This is a genomic window from Actinopolyspora sabaoui, from assembly GCF_051225635.1.
Taxonomy (GTDB): Bacteria; Actinomycetota; Actinomycetes; order Mycobacteriales; family Pseudonocardiaceae; genus Actinopolyspora.
The window spans coordinates 249,428-275,261 of record NZ_JBMIHH010000009.1; the positions used below are offsets into that span (position 1 = coordinate 249,428).

General features: G+C 68.8%; 25 protein-coding genes. 12 read left to right on the forward strand and 13 right to left on the reverse strand.

What is annotated here, in order from left to right:
- Window positions 1-51: 51 nt before the first annotated feature.
- On the forward strand, window positions 52-1,038 hold the full coding sequence (locus ACOQFL_RS17960; RefSeq protein ID WP_435545364.1) for a molybdenum cofactor biosynthesis protein MoaE: 987 nt from the start codon (window positions 52-54) through the stop codon (window positions 1,036-1,038).
- Between the two features lie 445 nt (window positions 1,039-1,483).
- Here ACOQFL_RS17960 and ACOQFL_RS17965 read toward each other — a convergent pair whose 3' ends face one another.
- The 4 genes from ACOQFL_RS17965 to moaA form a co-directional block, all read right to left on the reverse strand.
- Entirely contained in the window at window positions 1,484-2,056 is a 573-nt protein-coding gene (locus tag ACOQFL_RS17965) for a VanZ family protein (RefSeq protein WP_435545343.1), read from the reverse strand.
- Window positions 2,057-2,347: 291 nt separating this feature from the next.
- The gene (locus ACOQFL_RS17970; protein ID WP_435545344.1) at window positions 2,348-3,013 is read right to left on the reverse strand and encodes a transglycosylase family protein; all 666 of its coding nucleotides are present in this window, start codon (window positions 3,011-3,013) and stop codon (window positions 2,348-2,350) included.
- A 733-nt stretch (window positions 3,014-3,746) separates the two neighbouring features.
- On the reverse strand, window positions 3,747-4,094 hold the full coding sequence (locus ACOQFL_RS17975; protein ID WP_435545365.1) for a ubiquitin family protein: 348 nt from the start codon (window positions 4,092-4,094) through the stop codon (window positions 3,747-3,749).
- Between the two features lie 124 nt (window positions 4,095-4,218).
- Window positions 4,219-5,277 (reverse strand): GTP 3',8-cyclase MoaA, encoded by a 1,059-nt coding sequence (moaA, locus tag ACOQFL_RS17980; RefSeq protein WP_435545345.1) that lies wholly within the window; start codon window positions 5,275-5,277, stop codon window positions 4,219-4,221.
- Window positions 5,278-5,462: 185 nt separating this feature from the next.
- Between moaA and ACOQFL_RS17985 the strand changes: the two genes are divergently transcribed.
- The 5 genes from ACOQFL_RS17985 to ACOQFL_RS18005 all read left to right on the forward strand — a co-directional run bounded on the left by ACOQFL_RS17985 (window position 5,463) and on the right by ACOQFL_RS18005 (window position 9,455).
- A complete protein-coding gene (locus tag ACOQFL_RS17985) occupies window positions 5,463-5,867 on the forward strand; it encodes a TOBE domain-containing protein (protein ID WP_435545346.1) in 405 nt (134 codons plus the stop codon).
- Window positions 5,864-6,628 carry a molybdate ABC transporter substrate-binding protein gene (gene modA / locus ACOQFL_RS17990; RefSeq protein ID WP_435545347.1) on the forward strand — a complete coding sequence of 255 codons (765 nt, stop codon included), beginning with the start codon at window positions 5,864-5,866 and terminating at the stop codon, window positions 6,626-6,628. Before ACOQFL_RS17985 ends, modA begins: the two co-directional genes overlap by 4 nt.
- A 26-nt stretch (window positions 6,629-6,654) precedes the next feature.
- Window positions 6,655-7,464: an ABC transporter permease gene (locus tag ACOQFL_RS17995; RefSeq protein WP_435545366.1), complete on the forward strand. Its 810-nt coding sequence runs from the start codon at window positions 6,655-6,657 to the stop codon at window positions 7,462-7,464.
- A gap of 109 nt (window positions 7,465-7,573) precedes the next feature.
- Window positions 7,574-8,656: a sulfate/molybdate ABC transporter ATP-binding protein gene (locus ACOQFL_RS18000; protein WP_435545367.1), complete on the forward strand. Its 1,083-nt coding sequence runs from the start codon at window positions 7,574-7,576 to the stop codon at window positions 8,654-8,656.
- Between the two features lie 37 nt (window positions 8,657-8,693).
- Complete coding sequence (locus ACOQFL_RS18005; protein ID WP_435545368.1) at window positions 8,694-9,455, forward strand: HAD-IIA family hydrolase; 762 nt, start codon at window positions 8,694-8,696, stop codon at window positions 9,453-9,455.
- Window positions 9,456-9,763: 308 nt separating this feature from the next.
- Here the strand turns inward: ACOQFL_RS18005 and ACOQFL_RS18010 are convergent, their stop codons facing one another.
- Complete coding sequence (locus ACOQFL_RS18010; protein WP_435545348.1) at window positions 9,764-10,165, reverse strand: YccF domain-containing protein; 402 nt, start codon at window positions 10,163-10,165, stop codon at window positions 9,764-9,766.
- A gap of 98 nt (window positions 10,166-10,263) precedes the next feature.
- Window positions 10,264-11,046 (reverse strand): PhzF family phenazine biosynthesis protein, encoded by a 783-nt coding sequence (locus ACOQFL_RS18015; RefSeq protein ID WP_435545349.1) that lies wholly within the window; start codon window positions 11,044-11,046, stop codon window positions 10,264-10,266.
- Between the two features lie 136 nt (window positions 11,047-11,182).
- Between ACOQFL_RS18015 and ACOQFL_RS18020 the strand changes: the two genes are divergently transcribed.
- Window positions 11,183-12,835: an AMP-binding protein gene (locus ACOQFL_RS18020; RefSeq protein WP_435545350.1), complete on the forward strand. Its 1,653-nt coding sequence runs from the start codon at window positions 11,183-11,185 to the stop codon at window positions 12,833-12,835.
- 40 nt (window positions 12,836-12,875) lie between these two features.
- Here ACOQFL_RS18020 and ACOQFL_RS18025 read toward each other — a convergent pair whose 3' ends face one another.
- From ACOQFL_RS18025 to ACOQFL_RS18035, 3 genes are all read right to left on the reverse strand, one after another.
- On the reverse strand, window positions 12,876-13,841 hold the full coding sequence (locus ACOQFL_RS18025; RefSeq protein ID WP_435545351.1) for an alpha/beta hydrolase: 966 nt from the start codon (window positions 13,839-13,841) through the stop codon (window positions 12,876-12,878).
- Window positions 13,842-13,914: 73 nt separating this feature from the next.
- Window positions 13,915-14,907, reverse strand: a complete 993-nt coding sequence (locus ACOQFL_RS18030) for a R2-like ligand-binding oxidase (RefSeq protein WP_435545352.1) — start codon at window positions 14,905-14,907, stop codon at window positions 13,915-13,917.
- Between the two features lie 54 nt (window positions 14,908-14,961).
- A complete protein-coding gene (locus tag ACOQFL_RS18035) occupies window positions 14,962-15,180 on the reverse strand; it encodes a hypothetical protein (RefSeq protein ID WP_435545353.1) in 219 nt (72 codons plus the stop codon).
- A 448-nt stretch (window positions 15,181-15,628) separates the two neighbouring features.
- On the opposite strand from ACOQFL_RS18035, the gene ACOQFL_RS18040 reads away from it, so the two are divergent.
- The gene (locus tag ACOQFL_RS18040) at window positions 15,629-16,024 is read left to right on the forward strand and encodes a cold shock domain-containing protein (protein WP_092628913.1); all 396 of its coding nucleotides are present in this window, start codon (window positions 15,629-15,631) and stop codon (window positions 16,022-16,024) included.
- 77 nt (window positions 16,025-16,101) lie between these two features.
- Here the strand turns inward: ACOQFL_RS18040 and ACOQFL_RS18045 are convergent, their stop codons facing one another.
- Together ACOQFL_RS18045 and ACOQFL_RS18050 are read right to left on the reverse strand one after the other, a co-directional pair.
- Window positions 16,102-16,671, reverse strand: coding sequence for a DUF2771 family protein (locus tag ACOQFL_RS18045; protein WP_435545354.1), 570 nt, complete (start codon window positions 16,669-16,671; stop codon window positions 16,102-16,104).
- A 47-nt stretch (window positions 16,672-16,718) separates the two neighbouring features.
- Window positions 16,719-17,507, reverse strand: a complete 789-nt coding sequence (locus ACOQFL_RS18050) for a glutaminyl-peptide cyclotransferase (protein ID WP_435545355.1) — start codon at window positions 17,505-17,507, stop codon at window positions 16,719-16,721.
- 204 nt (window positions 17,508-17,711) lie between these two features.
- On the opposite strand from ACOQFL_RS18050, the gene ACOQFL_RS18055 reads away from it, so the two are divergent.
- Window positions 17,712-18,563, forward strand: coding sequence for a DUF3027 domain-containing protein (locus ACOQFL_RS18055; RefSeq protein ID WP_435545369.1), 852 nt, complete (start codon window positions 17,712-17,714; stop codon window positions 18,561-18,563).
- Window positions 18,564-18,743: 180 nt separating this feature from the next.
- Here the strand turns inward: ACOQFL_RS18055 and ACOQFL_RS18060 are convergent, their stop codons facing one another.
- Window positions 18,744-19,124, reverse strand: coding sequence for a cupin domain-containing protein (locus ACOQFL_RS18060; RefSeq protein ID WP_435545356.1), 381 nt, complete (start codon window positions 19,122-19,124; stop codon window positions 18,744-18,746).
- A gap of 507 nt (window positions 19,125-19,631) precedes the next feature.
- Here ACOQFL_RS18060 and ACOQFL_RS18065 point away from each other — a divergent pair.
- On the forward strand, window positions 19,632-22,646 hold the full coding sequence (locus ACOQFL_RS18065) for a sacsin N-terminal ATP-binding-like domain-containing protein (RefSeq protein ID WP_435545370.1): 3,015 nt from the start codon (window positions 19,632-19,634) through the stop codon (window positions 22,644-22,646).
- Window positions 22,647-22,992: 346 nt separating this feature from the next.
- Here ACOQFL_RS18065 and ACOQFL_RS18070 read toward each other — a convergent pair whose 3' ends face one another.
- On the reverse strand, window positions 22,993-23,295 hold the full coding sequence (locus ACOQFL_RS18070; protein WP_435545357.1) for a DUF2530 domain-containing protein: 303 nt from the start codon (window positions 23,293-23,295) through the stop codon (window positions 22,993-22,995).
- A 196-nt stretch (window positions 23,296-23,491) separates the two neighbouring features.
- Here ACOQFL_RS18070 and ACOQFL_RS18075 point away from each other — a divergent pair, with 196 nt between their 5' ends.
- Both ACOQFL_RS18075 and ACOQFL_RS18080 read left to right on the forward strand, forming a co-directional pair.
- The gene (locus tag ACOQFL_RS18075) at window positions 23,492-23,920 is read left to right on the forward strand and encodes a MarR family winged helix-turn-helix transcriptional regulator (RefSeq protein WP_092628908.1); all 429 of its coding nucleotides are present in this window, start codon (window positions 23,492-23,494) and stop codon (window positions 23,918-23,920) included.
- Window positions 23,921-24,197: 277 nt separating this feature from the next.
- Window positions 24,198-25,529 carry an MFS transporter gene (locus ACOQFL_RS18080; RefSeq protein ID WP_435545358.1) on the forward strand — a complete coding sequence of 444 codons (1,332 nt, stop codon included), beginning with the start codon at window positions 24,198-24,200 and terminating at the stop codon, window positions 25,527-25,529.
- Window positions 25,530-25,834: the final 305 nt, after the last annotated feature.

Sequence of the window (25,834 nt, forward strand, 5' to 3'; positions counted from 1 at the left end):
AGCACCGGATACGAGTACTCGGCAGAGCGGCAGGCAGCAGGGGAGCACACCATGACCCAACGAAGCGCCCGGGTGATCGCCGCTTCCAACCGCGCGGCGCGGGGAGTCTACGAGGACCGCACCGGGCCCGTCATCGTGGACTGGCTGCGACAGCGCGGTTTCCGGGTGCCCGACGCCGAGGTCGTCGGTGACGGTGAGCCGGTGGGAGCAGCGTTGCGGTCGGCCGTCTCCGAAGGGGCGGAGGTCGTGCTGACCACCGGCGGCACCGGGATCAGCCCCACCGACCGCACCCCCGAGATGACCGCCGAGGTGCTGGACTTCCCCGTGCCGGGGTTGGCGGATGCCCTGCGCGAGGCAGGGCTGCCCGAGGTTCCCACCGCGATCCTCTCGCGCGGACTGGCCGGTGTCGCGGGCAGCACGCTCGTCGTCAACCTTCCCGGCTCGCGTGGGGGCGTGCGGGACGGCCTCGAGGTGCTGGACGGCGTGCTGGAGCACGCGTTGGAGCAGTTGCGTGGCGGTGACCACCACCGTGGCGCCGAGCACACCCCCGAGATGGGCGCCGGGAGCGGCGCGATCGAGCACACGACGGCGAACTCGGCCACGAGCGCAGGGGAGGACGGAGTCGTGCTCGCGGAAATGACCGAGGCGAGCATCGACGTGTCCCTGCTCGCCGAGCGCGTGGAACATCGCGCGGCGGGTGCCGTGGTCACGTTCGCGGGTGCCGTCCGCGATCACGATGGTGGTCGCGGGGTCCAGGAGTTGGAGTACACCGGTCATCCCTCGGCCGAGAACGTGATCTCGGAGGTGGCGGCCGATGTGCTCTCGCGCTCGGACGGGGTGCGCGCGCTCGCGGCGCAGCACCGCACCGGGATGCTGGGGATCGGTGACGTGGCCCTGGGCTGCGCCGTTTCGGCCGAACACCGCAAGCAGGGATTCGACGCCTGTGCGGAGCTGGTGGACGAGGTGAAACGGCGGCTTCCGGTGTGGAAGCGGCAGGTATTCGACGACGGGCAGGAAGAGTGGGTCAACTGCCCTTAGCGTGATCATGTCGGCTCGGTTCGCGTGGCGGTGCGGGTGGCGGAACCTCTGGCACGGCTCTCGCTGCGGGGAGGCCCGACATCGGGTAGCGACCTACACAACGTCGGGCCTTCCTCGCGAGAGCCGCACCGGAGAACCCGCGGCGGCGCCGACTGCGTGAGTGGTCGGGGTTCACCCTGCGTCGAAGCGGCCCGGCCTTGCAATGCATCCGACTCACGCACCGGGGTCACCCGCGCTGCGACCCGCATGGTCGCGTCCCCACAGCGGTCTCGGGCGCGGCGATTTCGTGGGAAATTGACGCCCAGCCGGCCACGTCGCCGGGCTGTCTCGACAATTTCGCGAGAAATTGACGCCGCCCACAGTGGGGCTCCCCCGTGCTTGTCCCGGGGAGGCTCTGTGGCGGGTCTCGATCGCGTGGGTGGTGCTGCGGCGCTCCTGGTGCGGCTCAGCGGTGTTGTTCGGTGCTTGCGCCGTCGCGGTGTCGTTTGTCGGAGAACGCACCGGTGATCGCTCGCACGAGCAGCACCAGCGCCACTCCCAGCAGCCCGCCGCTGACGTTGTCGAGCCAGTCCTGCGCGCTGCAGTGCCGAACGAACAGCGTGAACCCCTGACTGGCCTCCACCAGGGCGGGCAATAGCAGTATCACCGCCACAACAGCGGCCGTGTGTAGGCGGTTCCGCACAGCCAGCCCGGCACACACCCCGAACGGCAACAGCACGAGCGAGTTCAACGAGCTCTGGGTCGGCACGGGCAGATCCAGCAGCCCCGGACTCGCGGGCCAGCCGAGCGGGCAGGCGAAGACCCGGCGCGCGGACAGGCCGAACTCCGGTCCGCTCTGCGGTGTGAGGGTCACCGCCGTCCCGGCGGCCAGTGCCGTCATCGCGGCCAGGGTCGGAATCCTTCGCGTTCCGGCGGCTCGTACCAGCCTGCCGTGCAGCACCGCCCCGAGCAGCGTCAGTACCACGAACACCGCCACCGAAGCGGGTGACACCACGGATCGGATCACGGCTTCGAGCACTGCGCTCCCTCTGGTCGGCGCCGAGAACCATGATCCATTCTGGTGCCGCGGCCGAAGGGATGTCCAACCGCCTCGGATGAGCCGTCCGAGTCCTCACTGAGCCGTGCGGTGGACAAGAACGGGGCCCCGCCGCTGGGGGAAGGCGGCGAGGCCCCGAGTTCGGGCTGCCCGGCTTCCGCGTCCCCGACCACAGTCGGGCTCCGGTGCTCGCTCCCTCGCTCCCGAGAACCGGTTCGCGTCCGGGCGCCGGGATCCGCGATGGAACCCGGCCGTGTTTCGGTTATCGCGTCATCAGCGGATGTCGAGCTGCTGACCCGGGAAGATCAGGTCGGCACTCTCCAGGATGTCGCTGTTGCGCTCGTAGATGTCCTGGTAGTTCACGCCGAACCGCTGACCGATCTCGCTCAGCGTGTCACCGGAGCGGACGGTGTAGTCGGCACCGTTCGAGCGCACCGTGGACTGCTGGGACTGCTGCCCGGAGTCCGACTCGGTCTCGGTGGGCTGCTCCTGCTTCGGGGCGGATTCCTGCGGCGCGGCTGCCTGTTCCTGGGCGGCGGAGTCCTGGGAGACGGTGCCCGCGTTGTCGGTGCTGCCGCTGACCCAGTTGGTCTTGGCGGTGCAGCCCGGCCAGGCACCGGGACCCTGCTGGGCCAGTACCTTCTTGGCGATGGCGATCTGCTCGGCACGGCTGGCCTGGTGGGCGTTCGGGGCGTACTGGTCACCGCCGAAGGCCGACCACGTCGAAGGGGTGAACTGCAGGCCGCCGTAGAAACCGTTGCCGGTGTTGATGTGCCAGTCCCCGCTGGATTCGCACTGGGCGAGTTCGTCCCAGTCCGCGGCGCTGGCGGGAGCGGCCACCGCGAGCGGCGTGGCCACCACAGCACCCGCGACGGCTACCCTGGCAGCGTTGCGAGTGAAATTCGACGACTTACGATGCTTGCCCTTGTAACGAGCCATGTCCCTCTCTCCTGCCGCGCCTGCGGGATTTCCGGCGGCTCCGAAGAGAACCCGGATTCCGTGGAGTTTCGGGGGCTCCAGCGGTTTCCCGTCCCTGCCCGGTTTCGTTTCGTTCGGGGGTAGGAAGCCCGCCGGGCAGAGCTCGGCGCTGCGGACTTCCCGGTTTTCTCGTTGTTCCGGCCGGTTCGGGGCCGACCGATGGGAACAGTACGTAATCGCGCAAGCGAACGGAAACTTAATGGATTGTGACGCTAGTCACAGTAACATGGCTTCGGGGTCACTCGATCAGGGGTATTTATGCAGCGCACGGCGTCGTTATCAAGCCGTTTCCGAGTCGATATCGATCACTCGCGGTGAGGTCTGAATCACCTTTGCGGACCCGGCTTCGATTGCACAGATCCAGTGTGGTAGGGCAGGTCTGTCCTTTTTTGCTGCCGTGTGGAAGGAAGTTGCGCGGCGGGCGATTTCGACACTCACAGCTGTTCGGTGGTCGCGAAGCGCGGCCGAAAACGGTTCATCGGGTGATCCGTCACCCGGTTGGGGAATGCGGAAGATGTGGCCTCGGAAACGCGGCTGTGAGATCCCGGTGAAATCACACAAAAGAGTTAGGCAGACACGCCGAGGCATGGTCTCCGGCGTGTCGGTTCCCCGCCGCTGTGGTTCACGGTCGGAGGTCGACAGCCAGCAGGCCGCGAGGCGGGGTGCTGGTCGGATCGTCGCCACGCGGGCCCGCTCAGCCGCCCGCGAACGGTGGCAACACGTCGAACTCGGCCCCGTCCGGAACCAACACGGCCTCGTCCCGCACGGCCACCCCGTCGAGCAGGAAACCGCACGCTCCGACCACCCGGGCCAACGGTTCCTCGTGCGCCGCCAGTACGGCTCGAACCACGTCGGACGCGGACACCGGCGCGTCGGCCGCGCTCGGGCTCACCCGCAGCGTCTCCTCCGCGACTCCGGCTGCCGCGCGGGCTCCCGCGAAGTACCGCACCCGCACCGCGACCGCCGTGGCCGCGGCGGAACCCGTCGGCGGTGATGCCGCGGGCTCCGGTGGGACGAGCTGTGTTTCCTGTCTGTCGTCCATCATCGGCCGGGAGTCCTTTCGGGATGCCGTGTCGCCTCGGCGCGAGGCCCCGTAGGCTCGGCGGCCCGGACGCGCGCCGGTCGGCGTCGGCCGGACCACCGAGCGAGTAGCACTTCGAGAAGTTCTAGCCGCCGATCGAGCTCATCGGGCGGGAAGGCTGCGCGAAGCCCTCCTCGTCCATGCCGTGGCCCGCGGCCTTGGCCCACATGGTCTCCCGCCACAGTCGGGCGAGTTCCTCGTTGTCGACGCCCTCCCGCATCGGTTCGCGCAGGTTGGTCTCGGTCTGCGAGAACAGGCAGGAGCGCAGCTGCCCGTCGGCCGTGAGCCTGGTGCGGTCGCACGTGGCGCAGAACGGCCTGGTGACCGAGCCGATCACTCCGACGGTGGCAGGGCCACCGTCGACGAGCCAGCGTTCGGCAGGCGCCGAACCGCGTTCGGCGCTGTACGGGGTGAGGGTGAACTCCTCACCCAGCATCCGCAGGATCTCGTCCGCGGTGATCATCTCTTCGCGGTCCCAGCCGTGCTGCGGATCCAGCGGCATCTGTTCGATGAACCGTAGCTGGTAGCCCCGCTCCAGACAGAACCGCAGCAGATCGCACGCCTCGTGATCGTTGGTGTTCCGCAGCAGTACGGCGTTTACCTTCACCGGTTCCAGGCCGGATTCCTTGGCCGCACGCAGTCCGTTCAGCACGTCGTCGAACCGGTCCCGACGCGTCAGCCGGTGGAACGTCTCCCGATCCAGGGTGTCCAGCGAGATGTTCACCCGGTCGAGGCCGGCGGTGGCCAGCTGCTCGGCGAACCTGCCGAGGTTGATGCCGTTGGTGGTCAGCGAGGTCTTGGGAGCCTGCGGCAACTCGCTGGTGGCGGTGATGATGTCCACCAGGTCCTGCCGCAGCAACGGTTCACCACCCGTGAAGCGGACGTTGGTTACCCCGAGTTCGCGCACCGCGAGCTCGATGAGCCGGATCATCTCCCCGGTGTCGAGCATCTCGGACCGCTTCATCCACGGCAGGCCCTCGGCGGGCATGCAGTAGGTACAGCGCAGATTGCACTTGTCTATCAGGGACACCCGCAGGTCGGTCGCGATCCGTCCGAAGCGGTCGACCAGGTACGGCGTATCCGGACGCGCCGACGTGTCGATCGTCCGGCGGGCGACCGGGATGCCCAGGTCCACGGAAGTCACACCGCTCAGCGTAACCGCCAGGTCGGGGGGAATTCGATCGCGCGAACCGGTTTTGTGCCGGTGCGCTCAATCGGTAAGGCCACGACCGCGTGAGGTTCGGAGAAAACCACGAAATCTTTTTCAAAACGTGAAAGCGGAACAAAATCCCTGGATCGAGCCGCATTAGCGAGTTTAACGTGTGTTTCGTGCCGCAATATCGTGTTTCCGAAGCAGCGGAGCTGCTCGGCGTCAGCGACGACACCGTTCGACGCTGGGTGGACGCGCAGCAACTGCCCGCCGAGTCGGACGGTTCCGGGCGCCTGGTGGTGGAGGGCTCCGCGTTGGCCGAATTCGCCCGCACCAGAGCCAGAGCCGCCCGCGATCCCTCCGGGATCGAGCGCTCCGCGCGCAACCGCTTTGTCGGACTGGTCACCGAGGTCACTTCGGACACGGTCATGTCGCAGGTCGAACTCCAGTGCGGCTCCCAGCGAGTGGTTTCGCTGTTGAGCACCGAAGCGGTGAGCGACCTCGGGCTCCGTCCGGGAGTGCTGGCGGTGGCCGTGGTCAAGTCGACCGCCGTGGTGATCGAGACCCCCGGAGGTGGGCAATGAACCGCACACATCGCGGCGCGGCGTCGACGGCGGTGCTGGTGGTCCTGCTGTCCCTGCTCAGCGGCTGCGGCGCCGCCTCGAGCGAGCGGAACACCCTGACGGTACTGGCCGCCGCGTCGCTGACCGAATCCTTCCGCGAGATCGGCGACGAATTCACGAAACGCAACCCCGACGTCGACATCCGGTTCAACTTCCAGGGCTCCTCGCTGCTCGCGGAGCAGATCAGGCAGGGCAGTGGCGGGGACGTGTTCGCCTCCGCGAACACCGACATGATGGCCAAGGTGCGGCGGGCCGACGCGCTGGCGGGTGATCCCCACACCTTCGCCACCAACCGACTGACCATAGTGGTTCCACCGGGCAATCCGGCGGGAGTCGAGTCGTTCGCCGACCTCACCGACTCCGACACCTCGGTCGTCCTCTGCGCCCCGCAGGTGCCGTGCGGTTCGGCCACTGAACAGGTCGAGTCCGTCTCCGGGGTGCGGCTCGACCCGGTCAGTGAGGAGAGCGACGTCAAGGACGTGCTGCACAAGGTGGTCGCGGGCGAGGCCGATGCCGGACTCGTCTACGTTACCGACGCCAGTTCCGCCGGTGAGGAGGTGGAGGCGATCGACTTCCCCGCCTCCGACGAGGTGACCAACGAGTATCCGATCGCCCGGCTGGCTGAGGCGGAGCATCCGGAACTCGCGGGCCGGTTCGTCGAATTCGTACGGGGCGAGCGGGGACAGCGCATCCTCGGCGATTACGGTTTCGGTGCGCCGTGAGCGACCCGGGTTCACGAGGTGTCCGTATCCCCGGCGCACGCGGTGGGGAGCGGCCGGTCGGGGTGCCCCTGCCGCTGCGGTTGCCCGCACTGTTGGCACTGGCACTGATCGTGCTGCCGGTGCTCGGCCTGTTCACCCGAATCGACCCCGCTCGGTTTCCCACCCTGCTCACCAGCCCGGCAGCGCTGACCGCGCTGGAGCTGTCGGTGCGTACCGCACTGATCGCGACCGCGCTGGCGCTGCTGCTCGGCGGGCCCCTGGCCGTGGTGCTCGCGCGTTCTCGTTTTCCAGGGCTGCGGTTCGTGCGCGGGTGCGTGCTGCTCCCGCTGGTGCTACCCCCGGTGGTCGGCGGCCTGGCACTGCTCTACCTGCTGGGCCGCACCGGACCCCTCGGAGGACTGCTGCGCGACTGGTTCGGACTGACCCTGCCGTACACCACCACCGCCGTGGTGCTGGCGCAAACCTTCGTCGCCATGCCGTTCCTCGTGGTGAGCCTGGAAGGAGCGCTGCGCGCGGCGGGAACCGAGTACGAGCGGATCTCGGCCACCCTGGGGGCCGGGCCGTGGCTGACCTTCCGGCGCGTCACACTGCCCCTGCTGCTCCCCCCACTGGGCTCCGGCCTGGTGCTGACCTTCGCACGCGCGCTCGGGGAGTTCGGGGCCACCATCACCTTCGCGGGAAGCCTGCGCGGCACCACCCGGACGCTGCCGTTGGCCATCTACACCGAAGCGCAGGCCGATGTGGAGGCTGCCGTGGCGATGTCGCTGCTGCTGGTGGCCATCGCGCTGTTGGTCATCCTCGTCGCCCGACCGAAGGCGGTGGAAGGACGTGCCTGACCGTACCGACGTGCCTGACCGTACCGACGTGCCTGACCGTGCCGAAGACACCACCGCGCCGTCCCCGAGCGATCCGCCCGGAGCGGGAGAGGGCGGCGAGGACAGCGGGCTGGTTGCCGAGATTCGGTTGCGGCGCGGTGAGTTCACACTCGAACTGTCCTGCCGGGTACCTCCCGGCGAAGTGCTGGCCGTGCTCGGCCCGAACGGGGCGGGCAAGTCGACGCTGTTGACCGCGCTGACCGGATCCGTCCGCCCGGAACACGGCAGGATCCGGCTCGCGGACCACACCTGGCTGGACACCCGACGTCGGATCGACGTCCCCACCCACCGCCGCGGCGTCGGACTGCTCGCCCAACGGGCGATGCTGTTCCCGCACCTCACAGCCCTGGACAACGTGGCATTCGGGATGCGCGCCTCCGGCGTCCGCAGCAAACCGGCACGGCGAGCCGCGCTGGAATGGCTGCGACGAACCGAGACCGGCGAGCTCGGCGACCGCAAACCGGCCGAGCTGTCCGGTGGACAGGCACAACGGGTCGCGTTGGCGCGGGCACTGGCCGCCGACCCCGAGCTGTTGCTGCTCGACGAGCCACTGTCCGCCTTGGACGTGGCGGCCGCCCCCGCCATGCGGGGACTGCTGCACCGGGTGCTGGGGCAGCAGCGACGGCCCTGCGTGCTCGTGACCCACGACGTACTCGACGCGGTGGTGCTCGCCGACCGGGTCCTGGTGCTCGACCGGGGTGGCGTGGTCGAGCAGGGCAGCACCCACCGGGTGCTGTCCCGCCCCAGGAGCGTCTTCACCGCGCGGATCGCCGGACTCAACCTGATCACCGGCACCGCCACCGGCGAGACCGTACGGACCCCACAGGGCAGGGTGCTGCACGGCAGCGTGGTCGAACCAACCACCCCCGGAGAGCCCGCCGCCGCCGTGTTCTCCCCGAAGGCGGTGGCGGTCCACCCCTCTGTTCCCGAGGGGAGCCCACGCAACGCGATCCCGGTGCGGGTGGTCGGTATGGAACCGCTCGGCGACGCGATCAGGCTCCGCGGCGAAACCGACTCGCACGAGTCGGAGGCCGCACTGGCCGCCGACATCACCCCCGCTGCCGTCGCCGAACTGGGGTTGCGGCTCGAAGACGAAGTTTTTTTCGCGGTCAAGGCCACCGAAGTGGCCATACACCCGGTTTCCGGTGGATGATCGAGGGGTGACTGAGATATCCCCCTGGACCTACCTGATGGACATGGACGGCGTGCTGGTGCACGAGGAACACATGGTTCCCGGTGCGAACGAGTTCCTCGCCGACCTGCACGAACACGGGCTCCCCTTCATGGTGTTCACCAACAACTCCGTGTACACCAGGCGAGACCTGCGGGCGCGGCTGCAACGCAGCGGGTTGGACGTGCCGGAGTCGTCGATCTGGACCTCCGCGCTGGCCACGGCGCAGTTCCTGGACCAGCAGCGCCCCGGCGGCTCGGCCTACGTGGTGGGCGAGTCCGGACTCACCACCGCGCTGCACGACATCGGCTACGTGCTCACCGATCGCGAGCCCGACTACGTGGTGCTCGGCGAGACCCGTACCTACAGCTTCGAGGCGATCACCAAGGCCATCCGGCTCGTCGAGGGCGGTGCCCGGTTCATCGCGACCAATCCGGACGAGAAGGGCCCCAGCCGCGAGGGCACGCTGCCCGCCACGGGAGCGGTCGCCGCACTCATCGAGCGGGTCACCGGAAGTGAGCCCTACTACATCGGCAAGCCGAATCCGCTGATGATGCGTTCGGCGCTGCGGGAACTCAAGGCCCACTCGGAGAACACCCTGATGATCGGGGACCGGATGGACACCGATGTCCGCTCCGGGCTGGAGTCGGGGCTGCAGACGATCCTGGTGCTGTCCGGGATCTCGGACCGCGACACCGCCGAGCGCTTCCCGTACCGCCCCACCAAGGTCATCGACTCCGTGGCGGATCTGGCAGGGCGGGTGGCCAACCCCTTCGACTGATCGGCCCCTCGACCGCTCGGGGACCGTTCGTCCTGGAGAGGGTGCGTCGTAGGGGAGGATTCCGCCCGGGCGGTCGTGCGCGGCACGAGCCCGAGCGGGCACCCGCTCGTCATGTCGGAGTCCGCGCGAGATGTCCTGGGAGAGGTCGCATCTCCCCGAAAGAGGTTGCGGCGGTGCCGAACACCGGGGCGGGTGGCGGCACTGCCGCGCCGATCGTGCTCACCCGACGTGCCCGCGACCTTTCGGCACCACGAAGCGACTGCCGACTCGCCGATAGCTCGTCCGGGAGCTGAGCGTGCGCCGCACCGTCAGCGACGCGGCACCAGCGCGTGAGCCTCGTCGGTGTCCACGATTCGCTTGCCGAACGGCACCAGTGAGACGGGAACGAGCTTGAAGCTGGCGATCCCCAGCGGGATTCCGATGATCGTGAGGCACATCGCCACCCCCGTGGTGATGTGTCCCAGTGCCAGCCACCAGCCCGCCAGGATGATCCACAGCACGTTGCCGATCGCCGAGAACGTCCCCGAGCCGCGTTCGTCGACCAGTTGCCGACCGAAGGGCCACAGCGCGAAGTTGGCCATCCGGAACGAGGCCACGCCGAACGGGATGCCGATGATCGTCACGCACAGCAGTATCCCGGCGAAGACGTAGCCGAGCGCCATCCAGAAGCCACTGAGCACCAGCCAGATGATGTTGAGAAGCAGTCGCATGACACCACGATGCCAGCTCCCGGGGCGGACGGGTTCGGGGAGAATCCCCCAGTTCTCCGCGAGGGATTCCCGTCCCGGAGTACGGCCGATCGTCGTGGTTACCCGGTCAGCGTTCCCCCGAAAACCGTGACCGCGCGTCCTCCCAGCACCACCCGTTGCCCGTCCAGCCGGGCCCGCACCGTTCCGCCGCGCGAGGAGACCTGTTCACCCACCAGCTCCGTACGCCCCAGCCGCTCCGCCCACCACGGGGCCAGTGAGCAGTGCGCGGAACCGGTGACCGGATCCTCGGGTGCTCCCACGGCGGGAGCGAAGAACCTGCTGACGAAGTCCACCTCCGGTCGGTCGCTCGCGGCGGTGACGATCACGCCGCGCTCGGTGATCCGCTGCACTTCGGAGATGTCCGGTCGTAGCTCGCGCACCAGGCCCGCGTCGTCGAGGTGAACCAGCAGGTCGGTGTTGCTGCGGGCCACGGCGATCACCCGTTCGGGGGCGATGTCGCCGAGCGCGGCCGTGACGGGCACGTCAGCGGCGGACTCGTTCGGCCGCATGGGGAAATCCATCTCCACCGTGCCGTCGGCGGTAGCGGTGCAGGTCAGCTCACCGCTGCGGGTGTCGAACCGCTGCGAACCGCCGAGCACGTGTGCCGCGGCGAGCGTGGCGTGCCCGCAGAGGTCCACTTCGGTGGTGGGGCTGAACCAGCGCAGGGGTTTCGCTGCGTGCTCGTCGACTCCGGTGACCACGAACGCGGTCTCGCTCTGGTTGAACTCGGCCGCCACCGACCGCATCCAGGCCGGCTCGGCGGGTTCGTCCAGCAGCACGACGCCTGCCGGGTTGCCGCTGAAGGGGGTGTCCGTGAAGGAGTCGACGAGGTAGCTCCGCATGATCGTCACTCTATAGGGCTTCGTCCACTAGGTTTTTCGTTTTCGGTACCCGAATCCCGGCGTCACCCCTCGACGCCGTCGCGACAGTGCGCAATCATGCGGTTCCCCTGCCCTGAACGGCGTAACGGAGGTACTCGTGTCGCACACCGACCGCGCGGAGCCCGCTGTTCCGACCACCAGCCCCAGCTATTCCTCGGGTACCTCCGACGTGCCGCTCATCGGCGAGACCATCGGTGCCAACCTGTTGCACACCGCGGAGCGGTTCCCGGAACGGGACGCGATGGTCGAGTTCGCCACCGGACGTCGCTGGACCTACCGCGAGTTCGTCGCCGAGGTGGACGCGCTCGCCATCGGTCTGCTGGAGAGCGGGCTGGTCAAGGGAGACCGGGTCGGCATCTGGGCGCCGAACCGCGCCGAGTGGACACTGGTGCAGTACGCCACCGCGCGGATCGGCGCGATCCTGGTCAACATCAACCCGTCCTACCGGGTGCACGAACTGGAGTACGTGCTCAACCAGTCCGGTGTCCGCACGCTGATCTCGGCGCAGCGGTTCAGGACTTCCGACTACGTGGACATGGTCGGGCGGGTCCGCCCGAGCTGCCCCGATCTGGAGCGGGTGGTCTTCCTCGGAAGCCCGGAATGGGACGAGCTGTTCCGGTACCCGTCAGATCCCGCGCGGCTGCGTCGCGCCGAGGTGGGGCTCTCCGCCGATGACCCGATCAACATCCAGTACACCTCCGGAACGACCGGTTTCCCCAAGGGCGCGACCCTGTCGCACCACAACATCCTCAACAACGGCTTCTTCGTCGGCGAGCTGTGCGGCTACACCGAGCGGGACCGGGTGGCGATCGCGCCACCCTTCTACCACTGCTTCGGGATGGTCATGGGCAATCTGGCCTGCACCAGCCACGGGGCCGCCATGATCATTCCTTCCGAGGGATTCGACGCGGCCTCGGCGCTCGGCGCGGTTCAGTCGGAGAGCTGCACCTCGCTGTACGGCGTGCCGACGATGTTCATCGCCGAGCTGGATCTGCCCGACTTCGCGGAGTACGAGCTGTCCTCGCTGCGCACCGGAATCATGGCTGGCTCGCCCTGTCCGGTGGAGGTGATGAAGCAGGTCATCGAGCGGATGGGGATGGGCGAGGTCGCCATCTGCTACGGAATGACGGAGACCTCACCGGTGTCGGTGCAGACCAGGGCCGACGACTCGCTGCGGCGGCGGGTGTCGACCGTGGGCAGGGTGGGACCGCACCTGGAGGTCAAGATCGTCGACCCGGACACCGGACTGACCGTGCCGTGCGGCGAGTCGGGGGAGCTGTGCACGCGTGGGTACTCGGTGATGCTCGGCTACTGGAACGAGCCGAACAAGACCGCCGAGGTGATCGACTCCGCACGCTGGATGCACACCGGCGATCTGGCCGTGATGGACGAGCACGGCTACGTCAGCGTCACCGGCCGCATCAAGGACATGATCATCCGGGGTGGCGAGAACATCTATCCCCGCGAGGTGGAGGAGTTCCTGTACACGCATCCGGACATCCTGGACGCCCAGGTGATAGGAGTGCCGGACGAGCGCTACGGCGAGGAACTGATGGTCTGGGTGCGGTTGCGGGAGGGAGCGGAGGAACTCACCCCCGAGGCGCTGCGGGAGTTCTGCCGTGGCGAGCTCGCCCACTACAAGATTCCGCGCTACGTGCACGCGGTCGACGAGTTCCCGATGACGGTGACCGGCAAGGTGCGCAAGGTGGAGATGCGGGAGCGGGCGAAGGAAATACTCGGGACCGAGTGAACCGGCGGGGAGGTGCGGTTATCGCGCCGGCGCGCCGCGTTCAGCCCGCCAGGAGGCGGCGTACCCACCGGGTACGGGTCTCGCGCATGGTGGTCGAGAGCTCGGCCTCCGGGGCGATTCCGTCGAAACCGTGGAAACCGCCGGGCCAGACGTGGAGCTCGGCGACTCCGCCACAGGCCCAGAGTCGGGACGCGTAGGCGACGTCCTCGTCCCGGAAGACCTCAGCCGAACCGACGTCGACGAAGGCGGGCGGCAGTCCGGACAGGTCCTTCGCCCGTGCCGGAGCGGCATAGCTCGACACCTGGTCGGTGCCGCGACGCGGTCCGAGCAGGGCGTTCCAACCGGTTTCGTTGCTGCCGCGGTCCCACACACCGATGCCGTCGATCTGCTGGCTCGAGACGGTTTCGTTGCGGTCGTCGATCATCGGGTACATCAGCATTTGACCCGCGAGGGCGGGGCCGCCCCTGTCCCGGCAGAGCAGGGCGAGTCCCGCCGCGAGTCCGCCACCGGCGCTGGCGCCCGCGAGGACGAGCCGAGTCGGGTCGAAGCCCAGCTCGTCGGCGTGCCCGGCGGTCCAGACGAGGCCGGCATAGCAGTCCTCGATCGGTGCCGGATCCGGATGTTCGGGAGCCAGCCGATACTCCACGGAGACGGCCACGGCGTCCAGTTCCTCGACCCAGTCGAGCACGGTTCCCATGCCGAGGAATCGGTCACCGACGATCATCCCGCCGCCGTGGGTGTGGTAGAAGCCCGGGCCGCCCGGTGTGTGGTCGGGGCGGGCGAACACCGAGAGCGTGAGGTCGGGCGCTCCCTCGGGGCCGGGAACGGTTCTGCTGGTGTGCTCGATGCTCCGACCGGTCAGCAGTTCCTCGACCGAGATCGTGCTGTTGGCCCGTAGCGCCGGAATCATCTCCGGGGTCAGTGTCGACGGCAAGCTCTCGCCGAACCCGGCGAGGACCTCGCGCAGCTCGGGGTCGAACGGTGGGGCTGGGTGCTCGCTCGACATGACACTCCTCGGGATAACCTCGTGATCGGTCGTCGATTTCGCGAGAAATCGACGGACGGGGTGTGAGGCGGAGTCACGAACCGTTCGCCTCGCCCGGCCCGATCCGCTCCAGCACCGCTGCGTCCTCCGCACCGAACTGCTCCTCCAGCCGCTCCGGGGCGGCGTCCACGTCGATGCTCGCCACGTCGGCACCCCGCGCCGCCGAGATCGCCCCCAGTCGCCTGCCCGCCCGGTCGGAGGCGTAGGCGGAGAGTTCGTCGAGGTCGAGACCGAATGGCTCCTCCTCGCCCGCCCAGTCGGGGCGCCACTGGATCTGCTCGACCGCGTAAGGCAACAGCTCGTCCATCCGCTGCTGCACGAGCTCCCAGTTGCGCTCGTCCGCGGCCACGTGGCGGCGGCAGGTGAAGGTTCCCCACGCCATGTGGCGGCGTTCGTCGTCGCCGATCCGGCGGATCAGTTCCCGCATGCCGGGCAGGATGTCGCGTTCCTTGCAGATCTTGTTCCACGCGTAGTAGCCGGTCAGCGCCAGTGTTCCCTCCACGATGTGGTTGTAGGTCACCGAGGCGCGCACCTGGTTGGCCGGGCTCGGATCGCGGTGCAGCGTGTTCAGCGACTCCGGCAGGGCCTCGTAGAAGATCGCACGATAGCCCGGATTCTCCGCCACGTACGGGTGCAGGTCCTCCGTGAGGCCGACGGCGTCCAACCAGAGCCTGAACCCTTGGGTGTGCTTGCTCTCCTCGAAGGCGAACTGTGTGAGGTAGATCTCGTCCGCGAACCGCCCTTCGGTCCCCATCGCCGAGATGAACGGTTGCAGGTCCTCGGTGACCGCCTCCTCGCCCGCGATGAACTGGGCGCAGAGTAGCGCGACACCCTGCTGCTCCTGCTCGGTGAGTCCTCGGAAGTCGGCGGCGTCGCGGCTGAAGTCGATCTCGGCCGGGTTCCAGAACTTCGCGTTGCCCTTGTCGAACAGGCGCAGCGGCAACGCGTCCCAGTTGACGCCGCCCGCGCGCAGCGAGTGGAAGTCGGTGCGCTGTGCCGGGGTTCGATCCGCCGCGGTGCTGCTCATGGTCTCACCTTCACGAGTTGTGACGAGGACAACACCGAGTATTTTCGATACGCGTCAGTTCCGCGTCAAGGATCTCCGTGCGCCCCGCACCAACAGCGAGACCAGTGCGAACCCCAGGCCCAGCGGACACAGCATCGCGCACGCGTTGAGCCACCAGGGCAGGTCGCCGTAACCCGCGGCCCAGAGCCCGAAGATCACCAGGATGACGGCCAGTCCGGCACAGAACATCCCCACTGCCACCGGTATCACGACGCCGCGTGCGGGTGCTGTCATGTGACCAGCCTATTGAAGCTCCCCGCGCGCCCTCGTCGGGTCCCCGCTCGTCGGCTCACCGCTCACCGAGTGGCCGCGGGTGACGGGCCGAGCCCTCCGAGGGGTGTTCCGTGCCGGGACTGCCCACCGGTTTCGGTCACTCGGAGTGCCGGGGAACTCCACGGGGCGAGGTCGCCGATCGGGTCCAACGCAGCCTGTGGCGTTGTCGTGCGCCCAGGGCCAGGTACGCTTGAACTCGACGCGTCCTGGAACGCAATCGCCGCAACAGGCTCGCAGTGGCCGTGAGGAGGTGGCGTATCCGGGGCGCGTTCGTCGTGCCGGAGCAGTTTCCGATCGGCGCCGACGCTTAGTGGCAACAATCGAATGTAGGCAACAACGTTTCCCGGAACCGCGCGGTACCAGTGCCGCATGGCCGGGAACACGTATCTGACAGGGAACGGTGAGGACTGTGCCGACCGGCAGGGTCAAGTGGTACGACGCGAACAAGGGCTTCGGCTTCGTGACCCAGGACGGTGGGGAGGACGTGTACGTGCGGGCCTCCGCGCTGCCGTCCGGGGTTGAGGCGCTCAAGACGGGACAACGGGTCGACTTCGACCTGGCCCAGGGCCGCCGTGGTCCCCAGGCGCTCCGGGTGCAACTGCTCGATCCGCCCCCCTCGGTGGTGGAAGCCCGTCGACGCCCTGCCGACGAGTTGCACGGCATGGTCGACGACATGATCAAGCTGCTCGAAGCCAGCGTGCTGCCCGAGCTCGACAAGGGGCGTTACCCGGACAAAAAGGTGGCCAAGCGGGTCGGTGGGGTCGTGCGCGCCGTGGCCCGCGAGCTCGACCCGGGCGGCTCCTGAGGCTCACGCCGCCCCCGCGTCCGAAGGGGGTCCGAGGCGAGACGGCCACGGTGAGGCGACCGGACCGGGCATCGCGCTCAGCTCGTCGGCGGTTCCTGCTGTCGTGAGTTCCCCACCACCCAGGTTCCGCCGATGACGAACTGCAGTTGGCCGGTCTGGTTGACACTCACCGTGCCGTATCGCTGCACCTCCACCTGGTCCAGCCGTGCCCCGTCCTCCGGCAGTCGGAGGGTGTAAGCGTGCTGCTCGTCCTCGCCGCTCATCACGCCGCTGCGGCCTCGCAGCCGTTCCCCGGAGTCACTCAGGTAGGTGAACACCACCTGCCACGGGGCGGAAGAGATCTCGTCGGGAACCGAGATCTGCAGCGGATAGCCAGCGGGCATCGGCAGCTCACCGGCGGCTTCCGGGTCCGGCTCGCTGCACTCTCGGGCGAGTCGCTCGCAGTACCGTACCGGCGACACTCGCACGGACTCGCCGTGCGAGTAGAACGTCACGCCCGGTTCCTCCGGTACGGAACAGCCCGCCAGTAACAGGGGGGCCAGCATGAGCAGTGCTGTCAGTCCTCGGCGCACGCCGCTGACCTTACGACCCCGTGGCTCGGCTCGTCCGGCCCGGTCCCCGGCGCGCATTTCGGTCCCGTCGCGCATCGCGATCCGCTTTCCTCCACTCCCAGCCCGAGCGCTCGGTACCCGCGTCACTCCACCGGCACGAAGCGAACCCGGAACATCTTCGGCCAGTTCTTGCCGGTGAGCAGGAACTGCCCCGACTCCGCCGTGGCGGCTATCCCGTTGAGCACCCCGGCCCGGTCGGCCTGCTCGGCGGTGAGCAAACCGCTCGCGTCCACCACGGCGGTCACCCGGCCGGTGTTCGGGTCGATACGCACTATCCTGTTCGTGCGCCAGACGTTGGCCCACACCGAGCCGTCCACGCACTCCAGTTCGTTCAGCTCCGTCACCGGTTCGCCGCCCAGCCGCACCGACACGCTGCCGCGTTCGGCGAACGAGGCCGGATCACGGAAGGTCAGCTGGTCCGTGCCGTCGCTCATCACCAGTCTGTCCGCGAAGGAGCACAGGCCCCAGCCCTCTCCCCGGTAATCGACGCGACGGATCTCACCGAGATCGTCACGGTCGCGCAGTATCGCCGTCCCGGATTTCCAGGTCAGCTGCCAAACGCGGTCGTCCGTGAGGGTGATGCCCTCGCCGAAGAACCGGTCCGGCAGCCGGACCCGGTCCGATTCCCGCCCGGTTGTCAAGCTTTTCGCGCGCAGAACCGATTCACCACGTTTACCGGTGCTTTCGTAGAGTGTCCCCGAGTCAATTTCCAGACCCTGGGTGAACAAGGACGGATCATGCGGCAGAACGTGGATCACATCGGCACGCAGGTGTGGCACGCTGCCCACGTGCCACAAGCCCTGTTCGCTCTCCTCGCGGCCCTGGTGGCCGTGCTGTTCTGGTTGCTGCGGCGTTCCGCATCGAGAGATCATCAGGATCACCAGCGGAACGAGGCATACCAGCAGCAGCCTGCCGGTTCGACTCCGGCGTCCTCCGAGACGGATTCCTCTCCCGCCGAGGGGGAGCCGTCGGTGAGTTCCGACTCGAGTCCGCCGCTGCCGAATTCGCACCCCGAAAGCGTGGCACGCCCGAATACACCGCAAAACACGTGCGGCACAATCGGGAGTGTGACGCCTATGCCTGCTCCGATCAGCGACGTCGAGACGGCGTCCGCGCCAAGCACCGCTGCCGGGGGCGAGCGGCGACCCGATCCGAAACTCGCCGGGGCGGTGGACACCGCACGTGCCGCCGCCGAGGAGGAGGCCGTAATCGGCACCGACCCCACCGGCTCGCCGGTCCTCGTCATGGAGACGAACGGGGAAGCCGTGGGGGAGCACGTCGGTGTCGAGTACGAGTCCGAGCACGCTGCCACTCACTACTTCGAGACGACGTATCGGGGCTACGTCGGCTGGCGCTGGGCGGTGACCGTGGCCACCTCCGGCCCCGACGATCCGGTGACGGTCAGCGAGGTGGTGTTACTGCCGGGACCGGAGGCTTTGGTGGCTCCGGAGTGGCTGCCGTGGAGCGAACGGATTCGCCCCGGAGACCTGGGGGCGGGGGATCTGCTGCCCAGCGGGCAGGACGATCCCAGACTCGCGGAGGGCACCCTGCCGGGCGACGACGACCCGGTTACGGAACTCGCCTACGAGGTGGGTGGCGGCAGGCAACGGGTGCTCAGCAGAGAGGGACGACTCGAAGCGGCCGAACGCTGGGAATCCGGCGAGTTCGGCCCCGACGCCGAGACCGCCCGGCTGGCCCCCGGCCCTTGCGGCAGTTGCGGTTTCTTCCTGCCGTTGGCCGGAGCCATGCGAGCGGCTTTCGGGGTGTGCGCCAACTCGGTATCCCCCGCCGACGGGCGTGTCGTACACGTCGAGTTCGGCTGCGGAGCCCATTCCGAGGGCGAAGTGGACACCTCCTCCACCATTCCGGTGGCGGAGGTGGTCTACGACGACACGTCCCTGGACTTCGAGTCCCGGGACGCGAAGTGAGAACCGGCCCGGTGGGGCTTTTCCGGCGGTGAACCGCTCGGGCAACGATGGGTGTCCCTCGCGGGTCTCGCCGCCGAACGGTGAAAGAGCGCACCAGCGCGGCGCGCCGTCCCGGTGTTCGGGGCGGCGCGCTCGTCTCGCCGGTGGAGGCCTCCGGCGATTCCCGAAGGCCTCCGCGAGTCAGTGCGCGGCTCGCAGCGTCGCCGAATCCACCGCGTAGGTGGCGACATCGGCGAAGTCCAGGATCGTGACGGTCTCCTCACCCACGGTCCAGGCGTCGTGGCCCGGTTCGATGTGGACCACTTCGCCCGCTTTGACCACGCCGTAGGGGCCGTCGTTCATGGCCACGTGCAGGTTTCCGGTGAGCAGGTAGGCCACATGGCGTTGCTGACAGGTCTCGGTACCCGCCAGCGGCGCCACGTCACGTGACCAGTGCCAGCCGGGTTCGAGTACGAACCTTCCGACGGCGGAACCGTGCAGGTCGAACAGTTCCAGCCTGCCGTGCGGGAATTCGCGGACCTCGGTGGGATCCGCGAACGACATCGATACCAGTGATTGCATGATCGTCCCCCTGACTGATGTTCTCCGGCCGAATCGACGCCCGGGTGAACTCCGGCCCCGGGCGCCGAGCCACGCATCCCGCTCCTCGCCGCTCGTCCCGCGTGTGCTCCCGGAACGAGCCCCAGCCTCGGCACTGGACGCTCGGATTCGTCCCAACGGATACGTCCCGGCGGGGTCGGCCCGCGGCGGTTCCGTCCGGTGAGCGCTTCGGCGAGGCCACACGGAATACCCCGCGGGCGTCCCGAACCGCGGTACGGACCGGTCACTCCGCTCGTGCCGGGCTCGATCGTGCTGCCGACTCGACTGTGCTGCCGACTCCACTGGGCTGCCGACCCGACTGTGCTGCTCGTCGAACGTGGTCGGTGGAGCCGCTAGTCGCGGTGGCCTCGCCCGAATCCCTGATCGCCGTCCGGTGAGCGGGTGTCCTCGCAGGATACAGTGACACCGCGGGAAAAGCCCGGCAAAGGCCTGTTCAAGAGGACGAAGTTGAGCGATTCAGCGGACAACGTGGCCACGGACGACTCGTCCGATCCGTTCGGCACGGCGGCGTCGCGTGCCGCCGTACTGGATGCCTGGCGTGGCTCGCCCACCCGGTTCCGGGAGGACGCCAACGCCGAGGAGGACCTCCGGCTGGGCGGTTACCGGGACCGGCTGCTGGTCGAACTCGCCCAGAACGCCTCGGACGCGGCACGCGCTGCCGGGACGACCGGACGGTTGTCGGTCCGGCTCGCCGACGGCGAGCTCAGAGTGGCCAACACCGGGCAGCCGCTCGACGAGACCGGCGTCTCGGGACTGACGGCGTTGCGCGCCTCCCCCAAACGTGCCGAGCCGTCCGTCGGCAGGTTCGGTGTGGGTTTCGCGGCGGTCCTGGCCGTCACCGACGCGCCCAGGCTGGCCACGGCCGTGGGCGGGGTGGAGTTCTCGGCCGCCCGGACCCGGGACGAGGTGGCGGCGCTGGCCGAGTCGAGTTCTGAGACGCCCGCCGCCGTGACGGAACTGGCCTCTCGCGGCGGCCAGGTGCCGGTGCTGCGGCTCGGTTGGCCGACCGACGAGCGGCCCCCCGAAGGCTTCGACACCGAAGTCGTACTGCCGCTGCGCTCCGACATCGACGGCGAGAGACTGCTGGCCGACATGGCGGAGCAGGTGGTGGACCTGCTGCTGGCGTTGCCCGCGCTGCACCACGTCGGCATCGGCGAGCGGCACTGGTCCCGCACGGAGTCCGCCGACGACAGGGTCGTGGTGCACACCCCCGAGACCACCCGTCATTGGCTGGTCGAACGCGCCACCGGTGAATGGCCGGAGTCCACGCTCACCGGCATAGGTGTGGAGCAGCGCGAGCACTCGCGGTGGTGGATCTGCTGGGCGGTGGAGCTGGCCGGTGACGGCACCGTGCTGCCTGCGCACAACGACGTGCTGCACGCGCCCACTCCCACGGAGGAACGGCTCTCGCTGCCCGCCCGGTTGTTGGCGGGGGTGCCCGTGGAACCGGACCGCAGACGGGTATCGGAGTCACCCGCCACGAGGGTGGTGCTGGAACGGGCAGCCGCTTCCTATCCGCTGCTGCTGTCGCGGTTGGAACCGCTCGAACGGACCGCACTGGTACCGGAACCCGGCTTTCCGCTGTCGGACACCGACGAACGGTTGCGCCGCGACGTCGTCGAGCGGCTGACCGAGGCAGCATGGTTGCCCGCCGCCGACGGTTCGAGGATCGCTCCCCACCGCGCGACCGTGTTGGACCCGTTCGCTCCCGAACTGGTCGAACTGCTCTCCGAGGTGGTACCCGGCCTGCTCAGTGCGAACCTCTCGGAGTCCCCGCATGCCACCGCGCTGCGCTCCCTGGGCGTGCACCGCATGGGGGCAGCCGAGATCGTCGAAGCAGTGACCGGGCTCGACAGGCCCGCGGCATGGTGGCGGCGGTTGTACGAGGCGCTGCTGCCGATCGAGAGCACCGACCGCACGGCGCGCGAAGAGCTCACCGCGTTGCCGGTTCCGCTGGCCGACGGCCGAACCGTGACCGGGGTGCGGGACCTGCTGCTACCCGGCGATGGCGCGGAGGAAGCCGTTGCCGCACTGGCCGAACTGGACGTCACCGGGTTGCGGATCGCGGCGGCCGAGGCGGTGCATCCACTGTTGGAACGTCTCGGTGCGCACCACGCGGGCGCTTCCGAATTGCTGGACGCGCCCGCCCTGGTCGAGGCGGTGCACAACAGCGTGGCCGACGCACGGGCCGGAGCCGATCCCATGCGGTTGGCCGAACCGGTGCTTCGGCTGGCGGGCGAGACGGACCACCGCGAGTGGCTGGGTGCGTTGGCGTTGCCGGACTCCGACGGTGAAGTGCGTCGTGCCGACGAGCTGTTGCTGCCGCAGGCGGCGCTGCTGGAAGTGCTCGATCCCCACGCCCTCGGCCCCGATGCGCCGTTGCAGACCGTCGCGGGGCACGTGGTCGAACGGTGCTCGGCCGAGCGGCTCCGTTCCGTGGGGGTGCTGGATTCGTTCGCCGTGCTGATCGAGGAGGAACCCACCTCACCACACGAGGGGGTGGCCGACGCCGAGGTCTGGTGGCGTGAGCTGGAGCGGCTGCGCGGGGACGAGTGGCCGCCCCACCGGTTCGTCGGAGTGCGGGATCTGGACCTGGTCGCCGAGAACGCCTGGCCCGCGGCACTGCGCCTGCTCACCGCCGATCCCGAAACCGCCCGCGCCATGCGTGAGCCCGACGGCTACACCTCGTGGTGGATAGCCCGGTTCGCCACGTTGGGCGGGCGCTCCCCCAGGCAGTGGCGGCTCGCGGAGGCCGAACAACTCGCGGGGCTCTACGACCCGGTGCCCGATGTCGGTGTGGAGGAACGGACCTTGCGGCTCGCCGGGGTACGTGACGAACTGACGGTGCACGACACCGCGGATGCCGCCGATCTGGTGGCGCGACTCGCCGACCCGGAGCGCAGGGTACGTGCGGGACTGACGTTGGGTGCCCACCGCGCGTTGGCCGAAGCGGTGGCTTGGGGGCGGCTCGATCCCGGCGATGTCGACCCGCCGCGAGCGGTACGGTCGGTCAGCTCGGCGGTGGTCTCCGCCGATCGGGCGGTGGTGTTGGACGAGCCGTGGTTGCTGGGGGTGTTCGAACCGGCTCTGGTGGTTGCGGGTGGAAACTCGCACGAGTTCGATGCCGAGGCGCTCGCCGAGCTACTCGACCTGCCGCTGGCCTCCGAGCAGGGCGTGGTCGAGATTCTCGGACAGGGCGTCACGCAGTCGTGGCAGGACGTGGCGAGGGTTCCGGGGGCCTGCGAACTGCTCGGGATGCCCGTGCCCCACGGAGAGGTCGAACTGCGGGACGGCCTACGGGTGCGTACTTCGGAAGGGGAACACCAGGTGCACTGGTGGGTCGACAACGCCGGTGCGATCTACAGCGAGCGAAGCTCGGACGGATTGGCACGGGCCTTGGCCTGGGCGGTGGATCGTTGGCAGGACCGGTTCACCCTGGCGGCGCTGCTGGCCGACCCGGACGCCACCACGCTGCTCCGCTGAGGCACCCGCCCGGCGTGGGCTCCGCCCATCGTCTTCGGGGCGGCGTCGATTTCTCGCGAAATTTCCGCCACTCCGGGGAAGCACCACGGCGGCAGGCGTCAATTTCTCGCGAAATCGCCGGACGGTGGGACGGCGCGGTGCAGAGCTCCCACCACTCCCGCAGGCCGCGCTCCGACCACCTTGGCAGTCGGCGCCGCCGCGGGTTCTCCGGTGCGGCTCTCGCGAGGAAGGCCCGACGTTGTGTAGGTCGCTACCCGATGTCGGGCCTCCCCGCAGCGAGAGCCGTGCCAGAGGTTCCGCCAAGTGAGAGCAGCGAAGGCCGAGTGGACAAAGTTCCGTTGAGATGTCAGCCGTCGAGCCCGGCGAGCCCCTGCCAGGAACCGCGGGAACCGCGACGTGAGGCCGAGCGCTGCCAGCGAAAGACACCGTAGCCGAGCACCCCCAGTGCACCGCCCGTCACACAGGTCCAGAACCGTACGTCGACCCCAGAACTCGTCCAGCCGAGCATGCCGAACACCACGGCGGCCACCAGCCAGCACACCGTACCGGTGAGTACGACCGGAGTCGGGCCCGCGAGTTTGCCTGGCAGGGCAGGGACCGGGCGCATCTGTGGCGGTCCGGTGGGAGCGCCGTTGTCGTCCGCTGCCACGGTCGTCCTCTCCCTTCGATCGGGATCCGTTCGGGGCGAGACGCTTTCGCCGGGAGTTCGGGTGCGTTCTCCGTCCGCGAGTCGAGGGGCGCGAGACTGTCGACGGGGTGCGGTACGGGAGTCATCAGCTTACCCGTGCCGTCCTGTGACTGCCGCGTCGCGGCGGAATTGTCCGTTATTTTGCTAGACTAACGAGGTGTCTGAAACGGCTGAACGCGAGCGCACTCTGGCGAGCAGACTGCGTATCGCCATCGTTCGCCTGAACCGTCGGTTGCGTGCGCAGACCGAATCCAGTGTGACGCTCTCCCAGATGTCGGCACTGGCCTGCCTGTGGCGGAACGGCCCCCTGGCACCCAGAGAACTGGCCGCCCATGAGGGGGTGCAGCCTCCTTCCATGACCAGGGTCATCGCCGCGCTGGAGGATCTCGGTCTCGTGTACCGGCGTCAGCATCCCACCGATGGTCGTCAGGCCATCGTGGAGCTGACCGAGGCGGGCAACCAGCGCATGGAGCAGGAGGTCTCCGTGCGGGAGCAGTGGCTCGATCTGCGTCTGGCGGAACTCACGGACCAGGAGCGCGACACGCTCTCCAGCGCGGCGCGCATCCTCGAGCGGATGGCCCGGTGAGGCCTTCCCGCCGTGCTTACCAGCGGCGCCGGGTTTCCGGCGTGCCCGCTCCCCGCACGACCGGCTGCCCTACGACCAGCTGCCCCACGACCGGCTGTGCGGTCACCCCGCGCTCGCTCCCGTGGACGGTGCTCCTCCCGACGTAGTCCGCCCTCGGGTGCCCCCCCACCGCGGCGAGCGATCCGGCGGGAGGCTCCGTCGACCGGGCGCCCGCCGGGCGGGACGGAGCGTTCCGAGCAGTGATACCCCCGACAAATCGAACGGTTGACCGCAGCAGATGTCCAAGCCCGCCCAGCAGGAGTCCGACAGGCCGGAGCGAAACAGCCGGTCATCCGTAGCGGATGCATCCGCTGGGGGACGGGCACGCGGTGGGATGTTTCGTTCGCTGCGGGAACGCAACTACCGCTACTACGCCTCCGGGCAGGTCGTCTCGCTGACCGGCACCTGGATGCAGCGCGCCGCGCAGGACTGGCTCGTACTCGAACTCTCCGACGGCTCCCCGGCCGCCCTGGGGGTGGCGGTCGCGTTGCAGTTCCTGCCCACCCTGTTGTTCACGCTCTACGCGGGGGTGATCGCCGATCGGGTCGACAAGCGTCGGCTGCTGATGGTGGTGCAGGGCGGAATGGGGCTGTGTGGAGTGGCGCTGGGGCTGCTCGACGTCGGCGGGGTGGTCGAGCTCTGGCACGTCTACGCGCTGGCCCTGGGGCTGGGCTGCTTCTCGGCTGTCGACGCCCCGGTGCGGCAGTCCTTCGTGGTCGAGATGGTCGGAGCCCGCCAGCTGCCGAACGCGGTCGCCCTGAACTCGATGACCTTCAACCTCGCCCGCATCGTCGGGCCCGCGATCGCGGGGGTGCTGATAACCCTGATCGGCACGGGGCCGGTCTTTTTGATCAACGGGTTGAGTACGGGCGCTGTGGTGGGTGGCCTGTTGCTGATGGATCCGAGCAGGTTGTACCGGAGCTCGGGAACCACGGAGGAGAGCGGCGGTCTCCTGGCGGGACTGCGCTACGTCTCGCGGAGCCCACGGCTGATCGTGGTGCTGGCGCTGGTCTGCTGCGTGAGCACGTTCGGCATGAACTTCGAGAACGCCTTCGCGGTGATCGCGCGCAACGTGTTCGACCGGGATGCCGCCGGGTACGGCTTGCTGATTACCGCACTGGCGGTGGGCACGCTCAGTGGCGCCTCACTGGCGGCCCGCAGGGCGGGTGGGCGTCCCCGGTTGCGGCTGGTGTTCGGAGGTGCCGCCGCGTTCGGTGCCCTCGAGGCGGCGGCTTCGCTGATGCCCTCTTACCGCAGCTTCGCGGTGGCACTGATCCCGGTCGGGATCGCCGTGATGACCTGTACCACGGCGGCCAATTCCACTGTGCAGCTTTCCGTGGATCCGGAGATGCGGGGCAGGGTCATGGGGTTGTACATGATGCTCTTCCTCGGTGGCAGGCCTGTCGGGGGATTGCTCTCCGGGTGGTTGGCGGAGATATTCGACGGTAGGGCGCCGTTGTTGCTCGGCGGTATCGCCGTGGTGCTGGCGAGTCTGGTGGGTGCCATCGTGTTGGCACGGAGTTCGGGACGGGAGAACGACCCGCCGGGGTTGCCGAAAAAAAGAGGTTAGGCTAACCTAAATGATGTCGCTTCGTGGTGGGAGCGGCAGTCAGTTCGGGGACGGAGAACCCCCGGCCCCACGGGCCGGGGGTTTCTCAGTTGCGTGTGAGTGTGAGGGCGCCCTGGTTGGGTGGTTTCGTAGCGGTCACGTGAGTCGGCGCCTTGCGGCGTTGGGCCGGCTCTTGAGTAGCGACCTACGCGGCGAGCGGCCCGGCCTTGCAATGCATCCGACTCACGCACCGGGGACGATCCCGCTGCCTCGCTCATGGTCACTTCCCGATGGCGGTCTCCGGGGCGGGGGGGGGGGGGGGGGGG